Annotated in this window: 19 protein-coding genes; 13 read left to right on the top strand and 6 right to left on the bottom strand. The window is 69.3% G+C overall.

Features of this window, described 5'->3' with window-relative positions:
• Positions 1-84: 84 nt before the first annotated feature.
• Positions 85-1,809: a ShlB/FhaC/HecB family hemolysin secretion/activation protein gene (locus FHP25_RS14275; RefSeq protein ID WP_178133529.1), complete on the bottom strand. Its 1,725-nt coding sequence runs from the start codon at positions 1,807-1,809 to the stop codon at positions 85-87.
• A gap of 1,120 nt (positions 1,810-2,929) precedes the next feature.
• Between FHP25_RS14275 and FHP25_RS14265 the strand changes: the two genes are divergently transcribed.
• Positions 2,930-4,633 carry a GMC family oxidoreductase gene (locus FHP25_RS14265; protein WP_147847609.1) on the top strand — a complete coding sequence of 568 codons (1,704 nt, stop codon included), beginning with the start codon at positions 2,930-2,932 and terminating at the stop codon, positions 4,631-4,633.
• 270 nt (positions 4,634-4,903) lie between these two features.
• On the opposite strand, the gene FHP25_RS14260 is transcribed toward FHP25_RS14265, so the two are convergent.
• The 4 genes from FHP25_RS14260 to FHP25_RS14245 all read right to left on the bottom strand — a co-directional run bounded on the left by FHP25_RS14260 (position 4,904) and on the right by FHP25_RS14245 (position 9,588).
• Positions 4,904-6,874, bottom strand: coding sequence for an adenylate/guanylate cyclase domain-containing protein (locus FHP25_RS14260; RefSeq protein WP_147847608.1), 1,971 nt, complete (start codon positions 6,872-6,874; stop codon positions 4,904-4,906).
• Between the two features lie 116 nt (positions 6,875-6,990).
• A complete protein-coding gene (locus FHP25_RS14255; protein ID WP_147847607.1) occupies positions 6,991-7,884 on the bottom strand; it encodes a hypothetical protein in 894 nt (297 codons plus the stop codon).
• Positions 7,881-8,942: a hypothetical protein gene (locus FHP25_RS14250; protein ID WP_147847606.1), complete on the bottom strand. Its 1,062-nt coding sequence runs from the start codon at positions 8,940-8,942 to the stop codon at positions 7,881-7,883. The genes FHP25_RS14255 and FHP25_RS14250 overlap by 4 nt, the downstream gene beginning before the upstream one ends.
• Before the next feature lie 193 nt (positions 8,943-9,135).
• Complete coding sequence (locus tag FHP25_RS14245) at positions 9,136-9,588, bottom strand: VOC family protein (RefSeq protein WP_147847605.1); 453 nt, start codon at positions 9,586-9,588, stop codon at positions 9,136-9,138.
• Positions 9,589-9,810: 222 nt separating this feature from the next.
• Here FHP25_RS14245 and nthA point away from each other — a divergent pair, with 222 nt between their 5' ends.
• The 9 genes from nthA to FHP25_RS14205 all read left to right on the top strand — a co-directional run bounded on the left by nthA (position 9,811) and on the right by FHP25_RS14205 (position 15,354).
• Positions 9,811-10,410 carry a nitrile hydratase subunit alpha gene (gene nthA, locus FHP25_RS14240; protein ID WP_147847604.1) on the top strand — a complete coding sequence of 200 codons (600 nt, stop codon included), beginning with the start codon at positions 9,811-9,813 and terminating at the stop codon, positions 10,408-10,410.
• An 18-nt stretch (positions 10,411-10,428) separates the two neighbouring features.
• The gene (locus FHP25_RS42465) at positions 10,429-10,740 is read left to right on the top strand and encodes an SH3-like domain-containing protein (RefSeq protein ID WP_218578376.1); all 312 of its coding nucleotides are present in this window, start codon (positions 10,429-10,431) and stop codon (positions 10,738-10,740) included.
• Positions 10,737-11,087, top strand: a complete 351-nt coding sequence (locus FHP25_RS42460) for an SH3-like domain-containing protein (RefSeq protein WP_218578375.1) — start codon at positions 10,737-10,739, stop codon at positions 11,085-11,087. The genes FHP25_RS42465 and FHP25_RS42460 overlap by 4 nt, the downstream gene beginning before the upstream one ends.
• Positions 11,088-11,090: 3 nt before the next feature.
• The gene (locus FHP25_RS14230) at positions 11,091-11,438 is read left to right on the top strand and encodes a nitrile hydratase accessory protein (RefSeq protein ID WP_147847603.1); all 348 of its coding nucleotides are present in this window, start codon (positions 11,091-11,093) and stop codon (positions 11,436-11,438) included.
• Positions 11,435-12,454 carry a CobW family GTP-binding protein gene (locus FHP25_RS14225; protein WP_147847602.1) on the top strand — a complete coding sequence of 340 codons (1,020 nt, stop codon included), beginning with the start codon at positions 11,435-11,437 and terminating at the stop codon, positions 12,452-12,454. The genes FHP25_RS14230 and FHP25_RS14225 overlap by 4 nt, the downstream gene beginning before the upstream one ends.
• Positions 12,451-12,636 carry a CbtB domain-containing protein gene (locus FHP25_RS14220; RefSeq protein ID WP_147847601.1) on the top strand — a complete coding sequence of 62 codons (186 nt, stop codon included), beginning with the start codon at positions 12,451-12,453 and terminating at the stop codon, positions 12,634-12,636. Before FHP25_RS14225 ends, FHP25_RS14220 begins: the two co-directional genes overlap by 4 nt.
• 187 nt (positions 12,637-12,823) lie before the next feature.
• On the top strand, positions 12,824-13,600 hold the full coding sequence (locus FHP25_RS14215) for a CbtA family protein (protein ID WP_147847600.1): 777 nt from the start codon (positions 12,824-12,826) through the stop codon (positions 13,598-13,600).
• A 45-nt stretch (positions 13,601-13,645) separates the two neighbouring features.
• On the top strand, positions 13,646-14,815 hold the full coding sequence (locus FHP25_RS14210; RefSeq protein WP_178133540.1) for an iron-containing alcohol dehydrogenase: 1,170 nt from the start codon (positions 13,646-13,648) through the stop codon (positions 14,813-14,815).
• A gap of 203 nt (positions 14,816-15,018) precedes the next feature.
• Positions 15,019-15,354, top strand: a complete 336-nt coding sequence (locus tag FHP25_RS14205) for a cupin domain-containing protein (RefSeq protein ID WP_147847599.1) — start codon at positions 15,019-15,021, stop codon at positions 15,352-15,354.
• 31 nt (positions 15,355-15,385) lie between these two features.
• Here the strand turns inward: FHP25_RS14205 and FHP25_RS14200 are convergent, their stop codons facing one another.
• Entirely contained in the window at positions 15,386-15,835 is a 450-nt protein-coding gene (locus FHP25_RS14200) for a MarR family winged helix-turn-helix transcriptional regulator (RefSeq protein WP_147847598.1), read from the bottom strand.
• 189 nt (positions 15,836-16,024) lie between these two features.
• On the opposite strand from FHP25_RS14200, the gene FHP25_RS14195 reads away from it, so the two are divergent.
• The 3 genes from FHP25_RS14195 to FHP25_RS14185 are packed head-to-tail and all read left to right on the top strand — an operon-like array spanning position 16,025 to position 18,853.
• Positions 16,025-17,152 (top strand): NAD(P)/FAD-dependent oxidoreductase, encoded by a 1,128-nt coding sequence (locus FHP25_RS14195; RefSeq protein ID WP_147847597.1) that lies wholly within the window; start codon positions 16,025-16,027, stop codon positions 17,150-17,152.
• On the top strand, positions 17,133-17,429 hold the full coding sequence (locus FHP25_RS14190; RefSeq protein WP_147847596.1) for a (2Fe-2S)-binding protein: 297 nt from the start codon (positions 17,133-17,135) through the stop codon (positions 17,427-17,429). Before FHP25_RS14195 ends, FHP25_RS14190 begins: the two co-directional genes overlap by 20 nt.
• The gene (locus FHP25_RS14185; protein ID WP_218578374.1) at positions 17,426-18,853 is read left to right on the top strand and encodes an FAD-dependent oxidoreductase; all 1,428 of its coding nucleotides are present in this window, start codon (positions 17,426-17,428) and stop codon (positions 18,851-18,853) included. The genes FHP25_RS14190 and FHP25_RS14185 overlap by 4 nt, the downstream gene beginning before the upstream one ends.
• The last annotated feature ends 25 nt before the right edge of the window (positions 18,854-18,878 follow it).

The raw sequence follows: 18,878 nt of genomic DNA, 5'->3' as shown, positions 1-18,878 counted from the left end.
TGGAGTGTCGACATCGTCGCCACCACGCATACGCCGGGCGCCCGCCCCGGCGGGGCCGGCGTGACGCACTCAACGCCGAGCCGTTCAGAAGCGCGCCGTCAGGCGGCCATAAAGGGCCCACGGATCGAGCCGCCGTGCCGTGGCGCCGTCGACATCGCGATCGAGCCGCCGCGTCCCCTCCAGCTCCATCGCGACGCTCTCCAGGATGCTGACCCGGATGCCGACGCCGACCGAGCGCGCCGTCTGGCTGCGCACCTCCAGCGTCGAGTTGTTCCAGACCTTGGCATGGTCATAGAACGTGTAGAGCTGGATCGGCAGGCTGCCGCCGCGCGACGGCCCGCTCGAGTCGACACCCTCGTCGTAGGTGATCGCGAAGTTGAGCTGCAGCTCGATGGAGGCCGCCACCGCCTTGTCGCCGGTGACCTGGCCCGAGAAGTAGCCACGCCCCAGGCGGTCGCCGCCCACGAAATACTTCTCGTTGGACGGCAGGATGTCGCCCGAATACTGCCCGGCCAGCGTGCCCAGCGCGTTGAGCGAGAAGCCCGCCCCGGTCCAGATGCCCTGCAGCCGGTTGACCTCGCCGTTGAACTTGAAGAACGTCGGATCGGCGCCGAAGCGGTTGAGCAGCGGATCGCCCTTGCTGGTGGCGCCGAATATGTTGACGCCCTGTGAGAACCGCAGATTGCCGAAGGTCACGCCGTTCCAGTCGTCGCGGTAGTTGGCGTCGGCGCCCAGCCGCAGCACGCTGAGGTCGGTGCGGACGATCGGCACGTTGCCCAGCACGTCGGCATTGGAATGATAGTAGTCGTAGCCGCCCCAGACATTGAGGTTCAGCGGCCGCGAGCGGATCACCGGATAGTTCAGCGACACGCCGGCCACGGTCAGCACGCCGTCGTAGTCGACGACCTGCAGCGCCTCGCCCGGCTTGACCCGGCCGTGCCCGAAAAAGGCCCGCAGGTTGAGGCCGTCGCTGCCGATATAGTTCGACCAGTTGAGCTGGCCGAAATTCTGCTCGCGGTCGAACGTGGTGAAGAACGTGGCCTCCAGCCGCTCGGCCAGGCCGGTGAACGAGTTGGTGCCCAGCACCAGGGTGCCCTGCTGGGTGCCGGTGAACTTCGAGCCGCGGTTGTTGACCTGGAACAGGCCGTCCCAGGCCGTGCGCTGCAGCTGCGCCACCAGCTCGGACGAGCCGGGCTCCTTGCCGGGCCGCAGCACGGCCTTCATGGTGATGCCCGGCATGTCCTGCGTCAGCAGCAGGTAGCGCTCGACATCGCGCAGGTTGGCCGGCCGCGAGCTCGTGACCCGATCGAGGAAGCGCTGCGCCTGACTCGAGACGTCGCCGACATTGCCCTCGACCACGACGTTGGAGATGTAGCCCTCGACGATGCGGATGCGGATGCGGCCATCGGCGACGCGCTGGGCCGGCACGAAGACGGTGGTGAGGAAGTAGCCGTCGGCGCGGTATTTGGCCTCGATGCGCTGGGCCAGCGCGAAGAGCTCGCTGACCGCCACGCGCTTTCCCACCAGCGGCCGGGTCATCTCGTCGAGCACGCCGGGCGGGTAGACCGTGCCGCCCTCCAGCTCGATGGCCGAGGGCGTCGCGAAGACCCGCTCGGCGCCTGGCGGTGCCGCCTGCCCCGGCGGCGCCCCCGGGATCGTGCCCGGCCCGGGCGGCGGCGGCGCCTGCGGCGGGCCCGGCTGCACCGGCGGCGCCTGCAGCACCGGCGGCCGCACCTGACCGGCAGCCGCGAAAGGCAGCGCCGCCGACAGGACGGTGGCGAGGATGGCGACGCCAGCATGCCGTGCCACGGCCGGCGGGCGCGGTCGCTTTTGATCCCACAACGCGTACATCATCTCCCCACCCGACAAGCCGTTGTTCGGAATTTAATTGCGCATCAATGCACTATTCCTCGTCATAACCTTTGCCATTATGTTGTTTTTTCATGCCGAGGTCGAGCAGTTCCGACGCTGCGACGCATGTGAAATCACCCGCCCAATACATTGAACGCTCGACCTTTCCTGTCTGTCTGCAGGACTTCTCCCGCGATAGTCGCAGATGACCTGCTGCCTTCCTGGTGGGCACATTGCCGGAAGCTTGGCACGCGCCTGCAGCAACTGTCGTCATCCGATCGGGTGATGCGGCGCGACACGACGCCGGTCCCTCGCCCTTCAGAAAGGCGAAGAACCTTCCACATCCTCGCGTTCCGATACCCCTCATCCATCGACACGTGACGCTGCGCAGTTCCAGAAATTCTGGATATTCTATTTACACCAGTAGAATCAATAGCTTACATCCCTCCCACTATCGCTCCAGAAAGTTGCGCGGTTTGCGGCGTTTCGCTCCCGGGGACCCCGGCGCGCCCTGGATGCCGCCGCACGCAGCACCTGGAACGCGGACCATATCATTTTCTCCATAAAGGAACAAGAACAAATCGAGAATCTCCCTCAGCAGACCATAGGTGAAGACCAGGCGACCGGCCCCGACGCCGACGATCCCGGTCGCGTCGACCAGCCTCTGCGCCAGGGCGTTGCCGAACAGGTAGGTGCGGGAGGGGCAGCGATCGCATATGGGCGCACCGCTGCCGTCTCCTCTCCCCGCGAGCGGCAGGGCGATCGCGCATGGATGGGAGCGTCGGTTTTTGACTACCTTCCCCCGCTCGCGGGGGAAGGTGGCGCGAAGCGCCGGATGGGGGATGCCTCAACGCAAATGGTGCATCCCATCGAGCACCCGCGCTGTTGCGATATCCCCCATCCGCCCTTCGGGCACCTTCCCCCGCAAGCGGGGGAAGGTAGAGGGCATCGTTGAGATTCGGCAGCTCGACGCCGTATGCGACCGCCCTGCCGCGAGCGGGGCGAGGGGTGAACGGTTTCCCTCGCGCCGGGACTTGCTTTAACGTCGCCGCCATACAAGCAGCAGGGGAAACGCCGGATGTACGACTACATCATCGTGGGCGGTGGCTCGGCCGGGTCGGTGCTGGCCAATCGCCTGTCGGCCCGCAGCGCCAACAAGGTGCTGGTGTGCGAGGCCGGACAGGACACGCCGCCGGGCGCCGAGCCGCCGGAGATCCGCGACAGCTACTCGGGCATGGCGTATTTCGATCCGCGCTTCCACTGGACCGAGCTGAAGGTCCACACCCAGATCGTGTCGCACAACAACCCGGACGTCGACCGCCCGCCGCTGCGCAAGTACGAGCAGGCGCGGGTGCTGGGCGGCGGCTCGTCGATCAACGGCCAGATGGCCAACCGCGGCGCGCCCACCGACTACGCCGACTGGCAGGCGCGCGGCGCCGAGGGCTGGGGCTGGGACGACGTGCTGCCCTACTTCAAGAAGGTCGAGCGCGACCTCGACTTCGACGGTCCCTGGCACGGCAAGGACGGGCACATCCCGGTGCGCCGCATCAAGCCCGAGCACTGGACCGGGCATGCCAAGGCCTTCGCCGAGGCCTGCAAGCTGGCGGGCCACAGCTTCCTGGAGGACCAGAACGGCGAGTTCGTCGACGGCTACTTCCCGGTCACCCACTCCAACGCCAACGAGCAGCGCGTGTCGGCGGCGATGGGCTATCTCAACGCCCAGACGCGGCAGCGCGAGAACCTCAGGATCTCGACCGGCACGCAGGTGAAGTCGCTGCTGTTCGACGGCACGCGCTGCGTCGGCGTGAACGCCGTGGTCGACGGCAAGGACACCGAGCTGCGGGCCCGCGAGGTGATCCTGTCGTCGGGCGCGATCCACACGCCGGCCCACCTGCTGCGCGCCGGCATCGGCCCGGTCGGCCACCTGCACGACATGGGCATCCCGGTGCTGGCGGCGGTGCCCGGCGTCGGCCAGCGGCTGATGGACCATCCCTCGATCGCCCTGTCGTCGTTCCTGTCCCGCGGCGCGCGCATGAACGGCCATACGCGCCGGCACATCGTGGTCGGCCTGCGCTATTCCTCCGGCCTGCCCGAGGTGCCCAGGGGCGACATGTTCGTGGCCGTGGTCGGCAAGTCGGCCTGGCACGCGGTGGGCGAGCAGATCGGCTCGCTGCTGGTTTTCGTCAACAAGACCTACTCGGAGACCGGCCAGGTCAAGCTGGCGGCGCGCGACTGGCGGGCCGAGCCGGTCGTGGAGTTCAACCTGCTGTCGGACCGCCGCGACCTGGAGCGGCTGATGGACGGCTTCCGGCGCATGGCGGCGCTGCAGATGAGCGCGCCGCTGCAGGCGGTGAGCTCCAACCCGTTCCCGGCGAGCTACAGCGACCGCGTGCGCAAGATCGGCGTCGTGAACGCCAAGAACCGGTTCCTGACCGAGGTCATCGCCCGGTTCCTCGACGGCCCCGCGGCGCTGCGCCGCTATCTGATCGACCGCTTCGTCGTCGAGGGCTTCACCTTCGAGCAGGTCATGACCGACGACGAGGCGCTGGAGGCCTTCATCCGCAAGGCCACGATCGGCGTCTGGCATGCATCGTGCTCGTGCCGCATGGGCCGCGCCGACGATCCCATGGCCGTGACCGACACTTCAGGCCGCGTGCGCGGCGTGCAGGGCCTGCGCGTGGTCGATGCCTCGCTGTTCCCGGTCGTGCCCTGCGCCAACACCAACTTCCCGGTGCTGATGACGGCCGAGAAGATCGCCGACGCGGTCCTGGCGGGACGGTGAGCCCGGCCCAGGTTCCACCCGCTGTCATCCTGAGCGCAGCGAAGGATCTTGCGGTGGTTGGCGCAACACGGCCGATGCTGGTGACGGGCCGGACCGCGCCGCTCCAGCGGCGCTCATGGCCACGAGCCGGCGCTTCGCGCCGGTGCGTCGCTGGAGCGACGCGGTCCGGCCCGTCACCAGCCACCAAGGAGTCCTCCACCAATACCGCGCAACCAGCGGGCCAGGTCTGTCTCCAACACCGCTACCCGCTCCCGGCTGCCTGCCGCGTTGCTATTGTTCCGGAAGTCCCGTCTTGCGTAGCGCCGCCGCGAAGAGCTCGCGATCGGATGGAGAGTGCGCGGGGAGAAGCGACAGGACTCCCAGGATCGACACGGAAAAATGTAGAGCTGACTTGTATTGCTGAAGCGCTTCTTGCATCTCGCCGGGATGGGAACCCTCCATGGCCAAGGCAGCCAGCCTCAATAATAGAGCTGGAACATAGTGTGGCTTTTCCTGGAGCGCCCGTTCGGACCAATGGATGGCCTGCTTGTACTGGCCGAGGAAGAAATACGGATATGCGATACCCGCGTATGATTCGAACAACTGGTGATCTCGCGGACTGAGCTGCATCGCCCGTTCGTAGTATCGAATGGATTTCTCGTGCCTGCCGGTCATCCAGGACACCGCGCCGCCCAGACGCCACGCCCAAATGTAATTGGGGTTGAGCGTCAGCGCACGCTCGATGCAGGCCAGCCCCTGCTCCGGCCGGCCGCCAAAATAGGCAATGCCGAACCCGCCAAGAGCCAGAGCGACAGGGTCGTCGCTACCGATCTCGACGGCAATCTTCGCCGCCTCATATCCACGCGCAAACGCTTCGTCAGAAGACACCCATCCGCGCATCAGACGGTTGAGATGAGCGCTGGCCATCAAACCGTATGCAGCGGCAAACCTGGGATCGGCGGCAGTAGCACGTTCGAGCAGCGTCAAGGCTTCATCGATCGAGCTCTCGGTAGGTTCAGGAGAAATTGCTGCCAGGGCGCGCAGATACAGATCGTAGGCGCTCAGATTGCCGGTCGGCTTTGCCTGTGCGCGCGCGATCTCGGCTCTCTGCACCTCCGGCTGAATCGTGGCAACGATGCTCGATGTGATCCTGTCCTGCAGATCGAAGACATTCTCCACGGTTCCTTCATAACGTTCAGACCAGATATGCTTTCCACTTGTCGTATCGATTAGCACGCAGCTGATGCGCAGGGTGCTTGCAGCGATGCGAATGCTGCCGTCAACGACATAGCGCACGCCGAGCTCGCTCCCGACCTGCCGCACATCGACGGATCGTCCCTTGTACGAGTAGGAGGAGCTGCGGGCGATCACGACAAAATTCGGGATGCGCGACAGTGTGGCAATGATGTCCTCGACCATTCCGTCCGCGAAGTACTCCCTCTCGGGATCGCCGCTCAGATTGCGGAAGGCAAGCACTGCGATCGACGGCTTGTCGGATTGCGATGGCGCGACGCGCCCGGTGGCCGATGGTGAGCGGGATGCAAATGCAAGGTAGCCCGCGCCGGCCAGCAGGATGCCAACGGCTGACCCGACTGCCACCCAGATCGGGATGCGCCTGCGTCGAAAGGCATGCATTGACGCATCCGTCGAAGCACTCGCATCGCCCGCCACTGCGATCCCGACCGGCGGATCCATGACCGGCACGCCGGCAACAAGTGACGAGACCGGCCAGTCGCGCTCATCCCACATCACGCCGAATGCCGGAATGGGCCGTTCGATGTTCTTGAGCTCAAGCCCGCCGCGGTCCTCGAAGCTGGCTTTGACGCGGCCCGCCACGGCCTCCCTCACTGTTCGGGAGACCAGGATGCCGCCGGCGGGAGCCTGCTCCTGAAGCCGTGCCGCGATGTTCACGTCATCGCCGTACAGATCATCGCCGTCCACGATGACGTCGCCGAGGTGAAGGCCGATCCGGAACACGATCGCCATGTCCCCGGGCCGGCTGCGATTGGCTTCGAGCATCGTCTGCTGGAACTCGATTGCCGCCGCCAGCGCGTCCACGGCGCTGGCGAACTCGATCAGGGCGCCATCGCCCGTCAGCTTGACGATGCGCCCGGCGTGCCGGGCCACCAGCGGCTCGAGATGCCGGACCCGATGGTCCCGCAGTCGAGAAACGGTGCCACTCTCATCGCGGCCCATCAGACGGGAGTATCCCACCACGTCTGCGTCGAGGATTGCCGCCAAACGGCGCTGCTCTCGGGCCATCGCATGCCCTCGGCCAACCGCGACACGACTGTACGACGTATTGTGCCGGCAGGCAATTTGGCCAGCCGTCGAGGACCGCGACCGCGAAGCCTCTCATCCGACTCCGCGTAAGACGCTCACCTTCCGGCGCCGCGGCCGCTCTGCAGCTCGATCACCGTGCGGCGGCCCGCGGCGATGGTCTCGGCCCGGTCGGCGAGGAAGCCTTCCTGCCCGGCGGCGGCCTTGCGAACCGCCGGCGTCAGAGACGCGGGCAGGGCGAACGGCATGTCGGCCGTCGTCAGGTTCATGCGGCACGGCCCGTCGCCGGGCAGGCCCAGGCGCATGACGATACGCTCGCCGTCGAGCCGCGCGAACGCGAAGGCAGCGAGCAGGTCGGCCGGCACGCTGTAGCAGGCATCACCCTCGCCGCTGGCATAGGCGACCGCCTCGATCAGCGCCGGCAGGGTCGTGGGCGTGCTCCCGGCGCGGCGCAGCACATCGCGCAGCGGCGGCGCGCCGGCCAGGCCGGCAAGAACATCGCTGGCGGGAAACAGGTCGGTGAGCAGCACGGCGCGGCCGGGCTGGTCCGGATCGACGCGGCCGATCGCGTCCCGCCCGGCCTGGGCCAGGGATCCCGGCTTCGCCAGGTTGACGGTGAGCAGGCGCGTCATGCCGCCGGGATGGGCTTCCCGGCGGCAGGTGGTCTCGAAGCCGTCCTCCAGGCTCATCATCGTGCCCACCAGGGCCACGATGCGCAGGCTGCGGGTCAGCGTGCAGTCGGGCGGGCGGGCGCTTCTCGTGTCGCGATTGACGTCGACGAAATGCGCGAGGCCGGCCTGCGCCCAGTCGCGCGCGGAGAACACCGGCTGCGTGCCGCGGCGCACGACGATGTCGCCGGTGGTCCATTGCACGTCGAAGCCGGCGCTGGTGCCCGACCATATCGCGTCCGGCGCCTGCGCCTGCGCGCCGCCCACCGCCGCGGCCAGGACGAGCGCGAGCGCCAGCAGCCGACGGCACAGCAGGCCGATCATCGCGGCGCCCCGTGCTGCGGCGCGCCCGCCGGCGCGCCGGGACGCGCATGGGCATGGGCGCCGGCCTCGAAGCCGCGCGTGAAGCGGCCGGGGTGGTTGGTGCGGATCCAGGCCAGCCAGCGCCGCGCGAGGCCCGCGATATGCTCGGCCCGGTCGAGGCCGTTGACGGAACGGCGGGCGTTGACGAAGTCGGTCTGGCGGGCATTGACGAAGCGGGTCATCGCGGCGCCGAACGAGCCGTTGGTCACGCCGTGCACCAGCACGTACAGCGCCACGTTCGGCTCCAGCGCCAGGTCGGGGTCGCCCACCAGCTCGATGCCCAGCCGGGTGGCGTAGGTCTGGTAGTTGCCCTTGTGCGTGAGCTGCACGTAGCCGCGGCCATAGTAGGGATAGTAGCGCAGCCCGCGCCGGAAGCGCTCGCTGCCCTGCGCCGGGCGGCCGCCGAACTGGCCTTCGCGGATCGGCCGGAAGCCGCATTCGTGCTCGCAGGTGGCCAGCAGGTAGGCGACCTGGGTATCGAGCGTCACGCCCTGGCGCTCGCATTCGGTCATGATGGCATCGCGCGTCTCGTCGCGCGTGCCGCCGGCCCATGGCGGCAGGTTGGTGCCGAAGGCGCCTTCCGGCGAGATGATCACCGGCAGCCGGGCGGCATAGGGCGTGCCGGCCGGGAGGCCGGGCTCGGCCACCGCCGTGACGCCCAAGAGGCCGGTCTCGATCGGCCGCACAAGGCATTGTGGCCATCGCGCGGTGACGCACCACAGCCACAGATGCGGCGCGATCGGCGTCTCGGACACCAGCTCGACGCTCATGCCCAGGCTGGGGCCGGTGATGCGGACATCGAGACGGTGGCCGTTGGGCTGGCCGCCCCACATGCCGATCAGGCGCGCCTGCGGCCCCTTCTCGCGCACCGTCTCGTTGTTGGGCACGACCAGGCGCCACGTGCCGACATCGAACAACGAATAGGTCCCCGGCAACGCCAGCGTCGCCCGCCACGCCGGGGTGAAGCTGCCCGGGGTGCTTTTCAGGATCCGGTCCGGAACCTTCTGGAAGTTGGCCATCGCATCACTCTCCCGTGCCTGGATGAGCCGGCAGATCCCCGCGCGCGACGTCACATATCGACCGTGGGTTCGCGGGCCACGACTCCCCCCGCACGGCTGCGTGCGATCGTGGCCCCCGACATCGTCGATATTGTCTTGATGCTGGATATCTTTAGAGTAAGCACTCGCTTTTGTCAACGCGAAGCGCTGCAGCTCAGCGCCTGGCGGGCCGGGCGCGGCGCGCCGCCGCCTTGCGGCGGGCGGCCTGCGCCAGACGCTCGCCGTACTTCATCCCTTCGAGCTTCATGCCGTCGGGATCGAGGAAGAACACGGCGTAGTAGTCGTCGTAGTATTCCCCGGCGGGGTCGACGATGGTGACGCCCTGCGCCTCCAGGAAGGCCTGCAGCGCGTCGACGTCCTTGCGGCTGCGCAGCTGGAAGGCATAGTGGTGGAAGCCGACATCGCCGATGCGGTACTTGCGCCTGGCGCCTGTTTCGGCCTGACCGATCCAGAAGCGTGTCTTGCCGTTGGTCCAGCCGATGGCATCGGCGTACTCGTCGGAAACCTCGAAGCCGAGGAACTCGAACAGCCGCCCGTAGAAAGCTTTCGACCTTTCGTAGTTGCTGACCCTGATCACCAGGTGATCGATGCCGACGACGCGAGCCATGGTGGCCTCCCTGCCTTTGGTCTCCCTGCGGGAACGCTACGGCGCGGATGCATCCCGCGCCATTGGTCCTAGGTCAATGAGCGGCCGCGCGCAGGTATCCGCTGCTTGACCGCCGGACGGCGCGGGCGATAGAGTTTTCTCCAGTCCCGAAACGCGTTGTGATTTCCTCTTGCGGGCCTGCCGCGGCGCATCGAGCCGCAGCCAGCGAGCCAAGGAGGATCGATGCCGAAGCCTCATCAAGGACCCGCCGAGTCGGATCCCGCGATCAGGGTGCGCGCGCTGGAAGCCATCCTGACCGAAAAGGGCCTGATCGACCCCAAGGCGCTCGACGCGCTGGTCGACACCTATGAATCGAAGGTCGGGCCGCGCAATGGCGCCAAGGTGGTGGCCCGCGCCTGGGTCGATCCGGCCTACAAGCAGCGGCTGCTCAGCGACGCCACCGCGGCGATCAAGGAGTTCGGCTTCTCCGGCCTGCAGGGCGAGGACATGGTCGTCGTCGAGAACACGCCCGACGTCCACAACCTCGTCGTCTGCACGCTGTGCTCCTGCTACCCCTGGCCGACGCTGGGGCTGCCGCCGGTGTGGTACAAGTCGGCGCCCTACCGCGCCCGCGCCGTCAGCGACCCGCGCGGCGTGCTGAAGGAATTCGGCACCGAGCTGCCCGAGACGGTCGAGGTCCGCACCTGGGACACCACGGCGGAGCTGCGCTACCTGGTGCTGCCCGAGCGGCCGCCCGGCACCGACGACATGACCGAGGACCAGCTGGCCGAGCTGGTGACGCGCGATTCGATGATCGGCGTCACCAAGGCCAAGGCACCCTGACGCACGGCGAGGACGGCGATGAACGGCATCCATGACCTGGGCGGCATGCACGGCCTCGGGCCGGTGGTGCCAGAGCAGGACGAACCGGTCTTCCACGAGAAGTGGGAGGGGCGCGCCTTCGCGCTGTTCGCCTCGACCTTCGTCTTCGCCGGCTACACGGTGGACGAGTTCCGGCACGCGATCGAGAAGATCCCGCCGGCGCATTATCTCGAGTCGTCCTACTACGAGCACTGGCTGTTCGCCTTCGAGGAGGCGCTGATGAAGCGCGGCTTCGTCACACGCGAGGAGCTCGACGCCCGCATCGCGCAGCTCAAGAGCGGAGGCCCATGATGCTGCTCACGCCCGACATGGTGCCGACGGTCGTCGCCACCGGCGCCTCGGCGCGCGTCGATGCGCATGTCGCGCCGCGCTTCCGCGTCGGCGACCGGATCCGCGTGCGCAACCACAACCCGACGACGCACACGCGGCTGCCGGGCTACCTGCGCGGCAAGCGCGGCACGATCGAGCAGGACTACGGCGTGTTCGCATTCCCTGACACGCATGCCCACGGCCTGGGCGAGAAGCCGCAGCATTGCTACAGCGTGCGCTTCACGGCGCGCGAGGTGTGGGGCCCGGCGGCGTCCGACCGCGACACGCTGCGCGTCGACGTGTTCGACGACTACATGGACCCCGACTGAGCCATGGACGCGACGCCCGCCTCGCCGCTGCTCGCCAAGGCGCTGCCCGTCACCGTCGACGCGGACGTGACCTTCGCCGAGCCGTGGGAGGCGAAGGCGTTCGCGATCATCGTCAAGCTGGCGCAGGCCGGCTGCTTCACCTGGGGCGAATGGGTCGAGTGCTTCTCGCAGGAGGTGGCGGCGGCGACGGCGGTCGAGGCGGCGGGCGGCCGGCCCAAGACCTATTACGAGCAGTGGCTGAGCGCCGCCGAGACCCTGCTGGTCGACAAGGGCGTGACGTCGCGCGAGCAGCTCCTGGCCAGGCGCCTGGCGATCGGCGCCGCCGGCCCGATGCACGTGATGAAGACATGAGCGCGCCGACGCAGGACTCCAAGGTGCCGGTGACGATCCTCACCGGCTTTCTCGGCGCCGGCAAGACGACCCTGCTCAACCGCATCCTGAGGGAGCGCCACGGCGAGCGCATCGCCGTGATCGAGAACGAGTTCGGCGAGGCCGGCGTCGACAACGAGCTGCTGCTGCGCAGCGGCGACGAGCAGATCGTGGAGATGAACAACGGCTGCATCTGCTGCACCGTGCGCGGCGACCTGGTGCGCATCCTGGGCCAGCTGCGCGAACGGCGCGCGCGCCAGCCCGATGCCTTCAGCCGCGTCATCATCGAGACCACCGGACTGGCCGACCCGGCGCCGGTGGCGCAGACCTTCTTCATCGACGACGACATCGCCGCCGGCTACCGCCTCGATGCGATCGTGACGGTGGTCGACGCGGCGCACGCCCAGCAGCAGCTCGACAGCTCGCACGAGGCGCTGGAGCAGGTCGGCTTCGCCGACCGCATCCTGCTCAGCAAGGTCGACCTGGTCGATGCCGCGGCGCAGGCGCGGCTGCGCCAGCGCCTGGCGCGCATCAATCCGCGGGCGCCGGTGAAGGCGGTGCATTTCGGCGCGACTGCGATCGAGGACATCCTGGACATCTCAGGCTTCTCGCTCGACTCGATCCTGGAGATCGAGCCCGGCTTCCTCGGCGAGGAGACGCACCAGCACGACGACAGCGTGCAGGCCTTCGTGTTCCGCAGCGACACCCCCTTCGATGCGGCGCGGCTGCAGGCCTTCCTGCGCGATGCCATCCAGGCGCATGCGCGCGACCTGATGCGCTACAAGGGCATCGTCGCGCTGGACGGGATGGACCATCGGGTCGTGTTCCAGGGCGTGCACATGATGATGAGCTCGGACATCGGCCGGCCCTGGGGCGAGACCCGGCCGCGCCAGTCGCGGCTGGTATTCATCGGCCGCAACCTGCCCCAGGACGATTTCCACGCCGCGCTGCTGGGTTGCCTGGCGGACCGGCCATCGCCTATGAAGGAGCCATCATGAGCGCAACATCCACGCCGGCCTCGGGCCTGGTCCGCAGCCGTGCGACCGGGGCGCTGGCGCCCTTGCTGGGCGCCATGCTGCTGGGCGTCGTCGTCCTTTTCGGCGTCGGCTTCAGCGGCATCTCGGTGGCGCACAACGCCGCGCACGACGTGCGGCACGCCAACAACTTCCCCTGCCATTGAGGCGGTCATCCGAGGGCGCCACACTCCGGTGGCTCGGCAAGCCGGCTGTCATCCCGAGCGCCCCCTTCGACAGGCTCAGGAGAGGGATCTCCCGCGAATGACGCACGGTGCGTCTTGCCGCAGGAGATCCCTCGCCTGAGCCTGTCGAAGGGGGCGCTCGGGATGACGGTTTCGGAGAAGTGAAGGCATGCTGTTCCGACGCGTGATCGTCTGCGCCCTGCTGGTCGGCCTGTGCGCGGGGTTGATCCACAGCGCGGTCCAGCGGCTGCAGGTCGTGCCCATCATCGCCGCCGCCGAGGTCTTCGAGTCGGCGCTGGAAGCGAGCCCGCCGTCGCATGACCATGCGGCGCATGACCACGGCGACGGCGCGTGGGAGCCGCAGGCCGGCTTCGAACGTACGGCGTGGACCGTGGCCGCCAACGTGCTGGCCTCGATCGGCTTCGCGCTGCTGCTGGTGCCGGCGCTCGCGGCCTGGGACCGCACGCGGCGCGACGGCGGCGGCGCCTCGATCGCCACCGGCCTGCTATGGGGCGCCGCGGGGTGGGTGTGCTTCCATGTCTGGCCGGCGCTGGGGCTGCCGCCCGAGCTGCCGGGCGAGGCGAGCGCGCCGCTCGGCGCGCGCCAGGCGTGGTGGGCGCTGGCCGTGGCCTGCGCCGCGGCCGGGCTGTCGCTGCTGTGCCTGGTGCGCGCGCCGTGGCGGCTGGCCGGGCTCGTGCTGCTGGCGCTGCCGTTCGTCATCGGCGCGCCGCACCTGGACGGCGCGCCCTTCGCGGCGTTCAACGCCGAGGCGGCGGCGCAGATGGCGGCGCTGAAGCAGCGCTTCCTGGTCGCGACCGCGATCGCCAGCGCCGTGCACTGGCTGGCGCTGGGGGCGCTGTCGGGCGCCGCCGTGCGGCGCTGGCTGCGGCCACTGCTGCTCGACGCCTCGCCCGGCGGCGCGGTTGGCGGTGGCACCCGCCCGTAACCTGCGTAGTATGCGCCCATCGCTACACAGGAAGGAAACGCCATGCTGCAATCCGGGCGCGTCGTCTTTGGCCAGATGGAAGAGGTGCTGTTCAACCGGCCGGCTGCGGAAGCCATCGCCGAGGTGACGCAGCGCTTCGATGCCCGCCGGGTCTTTCTGATGGTGAGCGGCACGCTCAACCGCCAGACCGACGAGGTCGAGAAGGTGCGCCAGGCGCTGGGCAACCGCCACGCCGGCACCTTCGATGCGATGCCGCCGCACACGCCGCGCCACGCCGTGATCGCGGCCGCCGAGCAGGCGCGCGAATCGGGCGCCGACCTGATCGCGACGCTGGGCGGCGGCTCGATCATCGACGGCGCCAAGGCGGTGCAGCTGTGCCTGGCCAACGACATCCGCACGCCCGAGGGGCTCGACAAGGTGCGCTCGGTGAAGGGCCCCGACGGCGCCATGGCGCCGCCGCCGTGCCAGCCGCCCACCGTGCGGCAGGTCACGGTGCCGACGACGCTGTCGGGCGGCGAGTTCAGCGGCATATCCGGCGTCACCGACGAGCAGCGCAAGCTCAAGGAGCTGTTCCGCCATCCGCGCATCATCCCGCGCGCCGTGATGCTGGACCCGGCCGTCACCGTGCACACGCCTGAGTGGCTGTGGCTGTCGACCGGCATCCGCGCCGTCGACCATTGCGTGGAGGGCATCTGCTCGGGCCTCGCCAACCCCTATTCTGACGCGCAGGCGCTGCACGGCCTGTCGCTGCTGGCGCGCGGCCTGCCGCGGGTGAAGGCCGATCCGTCCGACCTGCAGGCGCGCAGCGACTGCCAGATGGGCACGTGGCTGTCGATGGGGCCGCTGGCGGGCGGCGTTCCGATGGGCGCCAGCCACGGCATCGGCTACGTGCTGGGCGCCGTGCATGACGTGCCGCACGGCCACACCTCCTGCATCATGCTGCCGGCGGTGATGCGCTGGAACCGGTCGGCCAACGCCGAGCGGCAGAAGCTGGTGGCGGCCGCGATGGGCCATCCCGGCGACGATGCCGCCGACGTGCTGGACGCCTTCATCGGCGGCCTGGGCATGCCGCGCTCGCTGAGCGCGGTCAAAGTCGGGCCACAGGATTTCGAGCGCATCGCCAGGCAGGCGATGGGCACGCCCTGGGTGCCGTACAACCCGCGGCGCATCGACGGGCCGGCCCAGGTGCGCGAGATCCTCGAGCTGGCGGCGTGACCCGCTCGCTTCGGGCGTCCTTGCGCGCCATCGCCGATCGTCGATGGCAGCCATCGCAAACGGCGATTTGACAGCGGCCGGCGCGGCTGCCTAGTGTTTTTGCAGTCAGCCCACGGACAGCCGACAGGCGAACGCGGCGGCCGCACAGCGGCCGCCGCGGGGCTGCGCCATCCCGATCGTCCTGATCAAGAGAGGAAGCAACCATGGCCGGCGTAGGAACCGAGAAGGTGTTCGAGAACGACAAGGTGATCGTGTGGAACTTCGTGCTCGCGCCTGGCGAGGAGACGCCGATGCATACCCATGAGCACGCCTACATGTGGTACGCGATCGCGGGCGCGCCGCTACAGATCTACGACGAGCACGGCAACGACCTGGGCGTCTTCGACGTGCCCACCGGCGGCATCTTCTCCCTGAAGCTGGAGGACGGCTTCCTCGAGGTGCTGTCGGAGAACGGCAAGGGTGCGCGCGTGCCGGCCACGCACAAGGCCCGCAACATCGGCAAGACCGCGTACCGGGAAGTGCTGGTCGAGTACAAGTAGCGGCGCCGGAAGCGGGCGCAGCGGCGGCGCGTCAGGCCGTGTCGGGGTCGGCCTCGACCTCGACACCGGCCTCGAGCTGGCTGCGCACGCGGCCCAGCAGGCTCAGCAGCAGCGCCGCCTCCTGCGGCGACAGGCCGCGCAGCCCGATGTCGTTGACGTCGGCCGCCAGCGGCAGCAGCACATCGCGCAGGTTGCGGCCATGGTCGGTCAGCAGCACGTTGGTCTTGCGCCGGTCCTCGGTGTTGCGGACGCGGCGGATGAGGCCGGCGCGCTCCATGTTGTTGAGGGCGGTGACGGTGGTGGCCTCCATCATGCGCACGCGCCGGCTGAGCTGGCGCTGGGTCAGGCCGTCCTCGCTCCACAGCACACGCAGGAACCACCACATGCCCCAGGTGATGCCATGGGGCTCGATGCGCGCCTGCAGCGCCCGCTGGAAGGCGCGGTTGGTGATGCGCACCTGGTGGCCGATGCTCGACTCCATGGGCAACTCGGCTGGTGCCTGGCGTGGCCTGGTGATGACGCTGACCATTTCCTGCGCTGTCCCCCGTCACACATGCGATGACAGGAGCCTACCCCATTCGGGCGCCCGAATGGCGAGAATCGATGCGGCTGCGATGGCGGCCGCATCGTGCGTTGCGGCGCAGGGCCGCGCCGTGCTCTGTGTGCGGACATGAACGCGACGACTTCCCATGACGTTGCCGTCATCGGCGGCGGCCTTGTCGGCTCGGCGATCGCCTGGGGCCTGGCGAAGGCCGGCCAGCGCGTGGCGGTGCTCGACGAGGGCGACATCGCGTGGCGCGCCTCGCGCGGCAACTTCGCGCTGGTGTGGGTGCAGAGCAAGGGCCTGGGCATGCCGCAATACGCCGGCTGGACCGTGCGCTCGTCCAACGCCTGGGGCGGCTTCGCCGAAGCGCTGAAGGCCCAGACCGGCCTGGACGTGTGCCACCAGCGGCCCGGCGGCTTCCACCTGGCGCTTTCCGAACGCGAGCTTGAGCAGCGCGAAGCGATGCTGAAGCGCCTGCACAACCAGCCGGCCATGCAGCGCTACGACTGGGAGATCGTGGACCGCGAGCGGCTGCGCCGGATGCTGCCGCAGATCGGCCCTGAGGTCGTGGGCGCCAGCTACTGCCCGCTCGACGGGCATGTGAACTCGCTGCGCCTGTTGCGCGCGCTGCATGTCGGCATGCGGCAACTCGGCGTCGCCTACCTGCCCAACCATGCGGTCGACGCCATCGCCTGGCGCGACGGCGAGTTCACGATCCAGTCGTCCGGCGGCGCGGTGCGCAGCGGCAAGCTGGTCCTGGCCGCCGGCAACGGCAATGCGCGGCTGGGTCCCATGGTCGGCCTCGCCGTGCCGGTGCGCCCGCAGCGCGGCCAGATCGTCGTCACGGAAAGGACAGCACCGTTCCTGAACTACCCGGTGGTGACAGTGCGCCAGACCGACGAAGGCGGCGTGATGCTGGGCGACTCGCTGGAGGAGGCGGGCTTCGACGCCACCGTCGGCACCGGCGTGGTCTCGGCCATCGCCGATCGCGCCGTGCGCATGTTCCCGCTCCTGGCGCGGCTCAATGTCGTGCGCACCTGGGCGGCGCTGCGGGTCATGACCCCGGACGGCTTCCCGATCTACGACCACTCGGCAACCTGCCCCGGTGCCTTCGTCGCCACCTGCCACAGTGGCGTGACGCTGGCGGCCAACCATGCGCTCGCGCTGGCGCCGCTGATCGCCGAGGGGCGGCTGCCGCCCGAGCAGCTCGAGGTCTTCAGCGCGCGGAGGTTCGATGTTCCGGCGGCTGCCTGATGCCGGCGAGGCGAGGCTCGCCGTCACCATCGACGGAAAGCCCGCGCGGGCGCGGGCAGGCGACAGCGTGGCCGCAACCCTGCTGGCGGCCGGTGTCGATCATTGCCGCACCACGCCGGTGTCGGGCGCGCCGCGCGCGCCCTACTGCATGATGGGCGTGTGCTTCGAATGCCTGGTCACCATCGACGGCGTCGGCAACCGGCAAGGCTGCATGGTCCCGGTCGAGGACGGCATGGCGATCGAGATCCAGCACGGCAGGCGCGAGATCGAGCGATGAGCGGAACGGCCGACCTGCGCGACAGCTATGACGTCGCGGTCATCGGCGCCGGCCCGGCCGGCATGGTCGCGGCCGCGATCTGCGCCGGCGCCGGCCTGTCGACGGTGCTGCTCGACGAGCAGGCTGCGCCCGGCGGCCAGATCTATCGCGCCGTGGGCGAGACGCCGGTGCGCCGTCCCGCGGTGCTGGGCAACGACTACTGGCACGGCGAGCGGCTGGTGCGCGCGCTGCGCGCCAGCACGGCGCACTACGTGCCGGGCGCCACGGTGTGGAGCCTGTCGCGCGAGCGCGAGATCGGCGTGTCGATCGCCGGTGGCGCGCGGCTGGTGCAGGCCCGGCGCGTGATCATCGCCACTGGCGCGCTGGAGCGGCCGTTCCCGATCCCGGGCTGGACACTGCCCGGCGTGATGACGGCCGGCGCGGCGCAGATCCTGCTGAAATCGAGCGGGATGATCCCGCAGGGCCGCACCGTGCTGGCCGGAAGCGGCCCGCTGCTGTGGCTGCTGGCGTGGCAATACCTCAACGCCGGCGCCAAGCTCGACGCCATCCTCGACACCACGCCGCGCGCCAACCGCAAGGCGGCCTGGCCGCATGCGGCGGCATTCCTGCTGTCGCCCTATTTCCGCAAGGGCCTGCGCCTGCTGCTGTCGGTGCGGCGGCGCGTGCGCGTCGTCGCCGAGGTCGGCGATTTGCGCGCCGAGGGCGAGGGCAAGCTACAGACCGTGGCCTATCGCGTCGGCGACGGCGTCGAGACGCGTCTGTCGGCCGACATCTTGCTGCTGCACCAGGGCGTGGTGCCCAACGTCAACCTCGCGATGTCGGTGGGCATCGCGCATCGCTGGGACGAGGACCAGCTGTGCTGGACGCCGGTGGTCGACGGCTTTGGCGGCACGGCGGTGGACGGCGTCGCGATCGCCGGCGACGGTGCGGGCATCGCCGGTGCCTGGGCTGCCGAGGAGCGTGGCAAGTTGGCGGCACTGGCCGCCGTGCGCGCGCTGAAGCCCGACGCGCGGCGCGAGCAGCTGCCGGACGAGATGCAGGTGCGCCTGGCCTTGGCGCAGGTCGAGCGCGGCCGGCTGTTCCTCGACCGGCTCTACCGGCCGGCCGATCGCTTCCGCCTGCCCGAAGGCGACACCTTGGTCTGCCGCTGCGAGGAGGTGAGCGCGCGGCAGATCGTCGAAACCGTGGCGCTGGGCTGCACCGGACCCAACCAGATGAAGGCGTTCCTGCGCTGCGGCATGGGCCCGTGCCAGGGCCGCCTGTGCGGGCTCACGGTCACCGAGCTGATCGCCCGCGCGCGCGGCGTGTCGCCGGCCGAGGTCGGCCGCTACCGGCTGCGGCCGCCGGTGAAGCCCATCACCTTGGGCGAGCTCGCGGTGCTGCCCAAGAGCGAGGCCGCGATCAAGGCCGTGGTGCGCGGGTGATGTCCCTTCTCCCTGCGCAGGTGTT

Source organism: Vineibacter terrae (genome assembly GCF_008039615.1).
In the GTDB taxonomy this organism is placed as follows: Bacteria; Pseudomonadota; Alphaproteobacteria; order Reyranellales; family Reyranellaceae; genus Vineibacter; species Vineibacter terrae.
The sequence above is the reverse complement of the archived record's forward strand: the minus strand, read 5'-3'. Positions and strand labels throughout refer to the sequence as shown.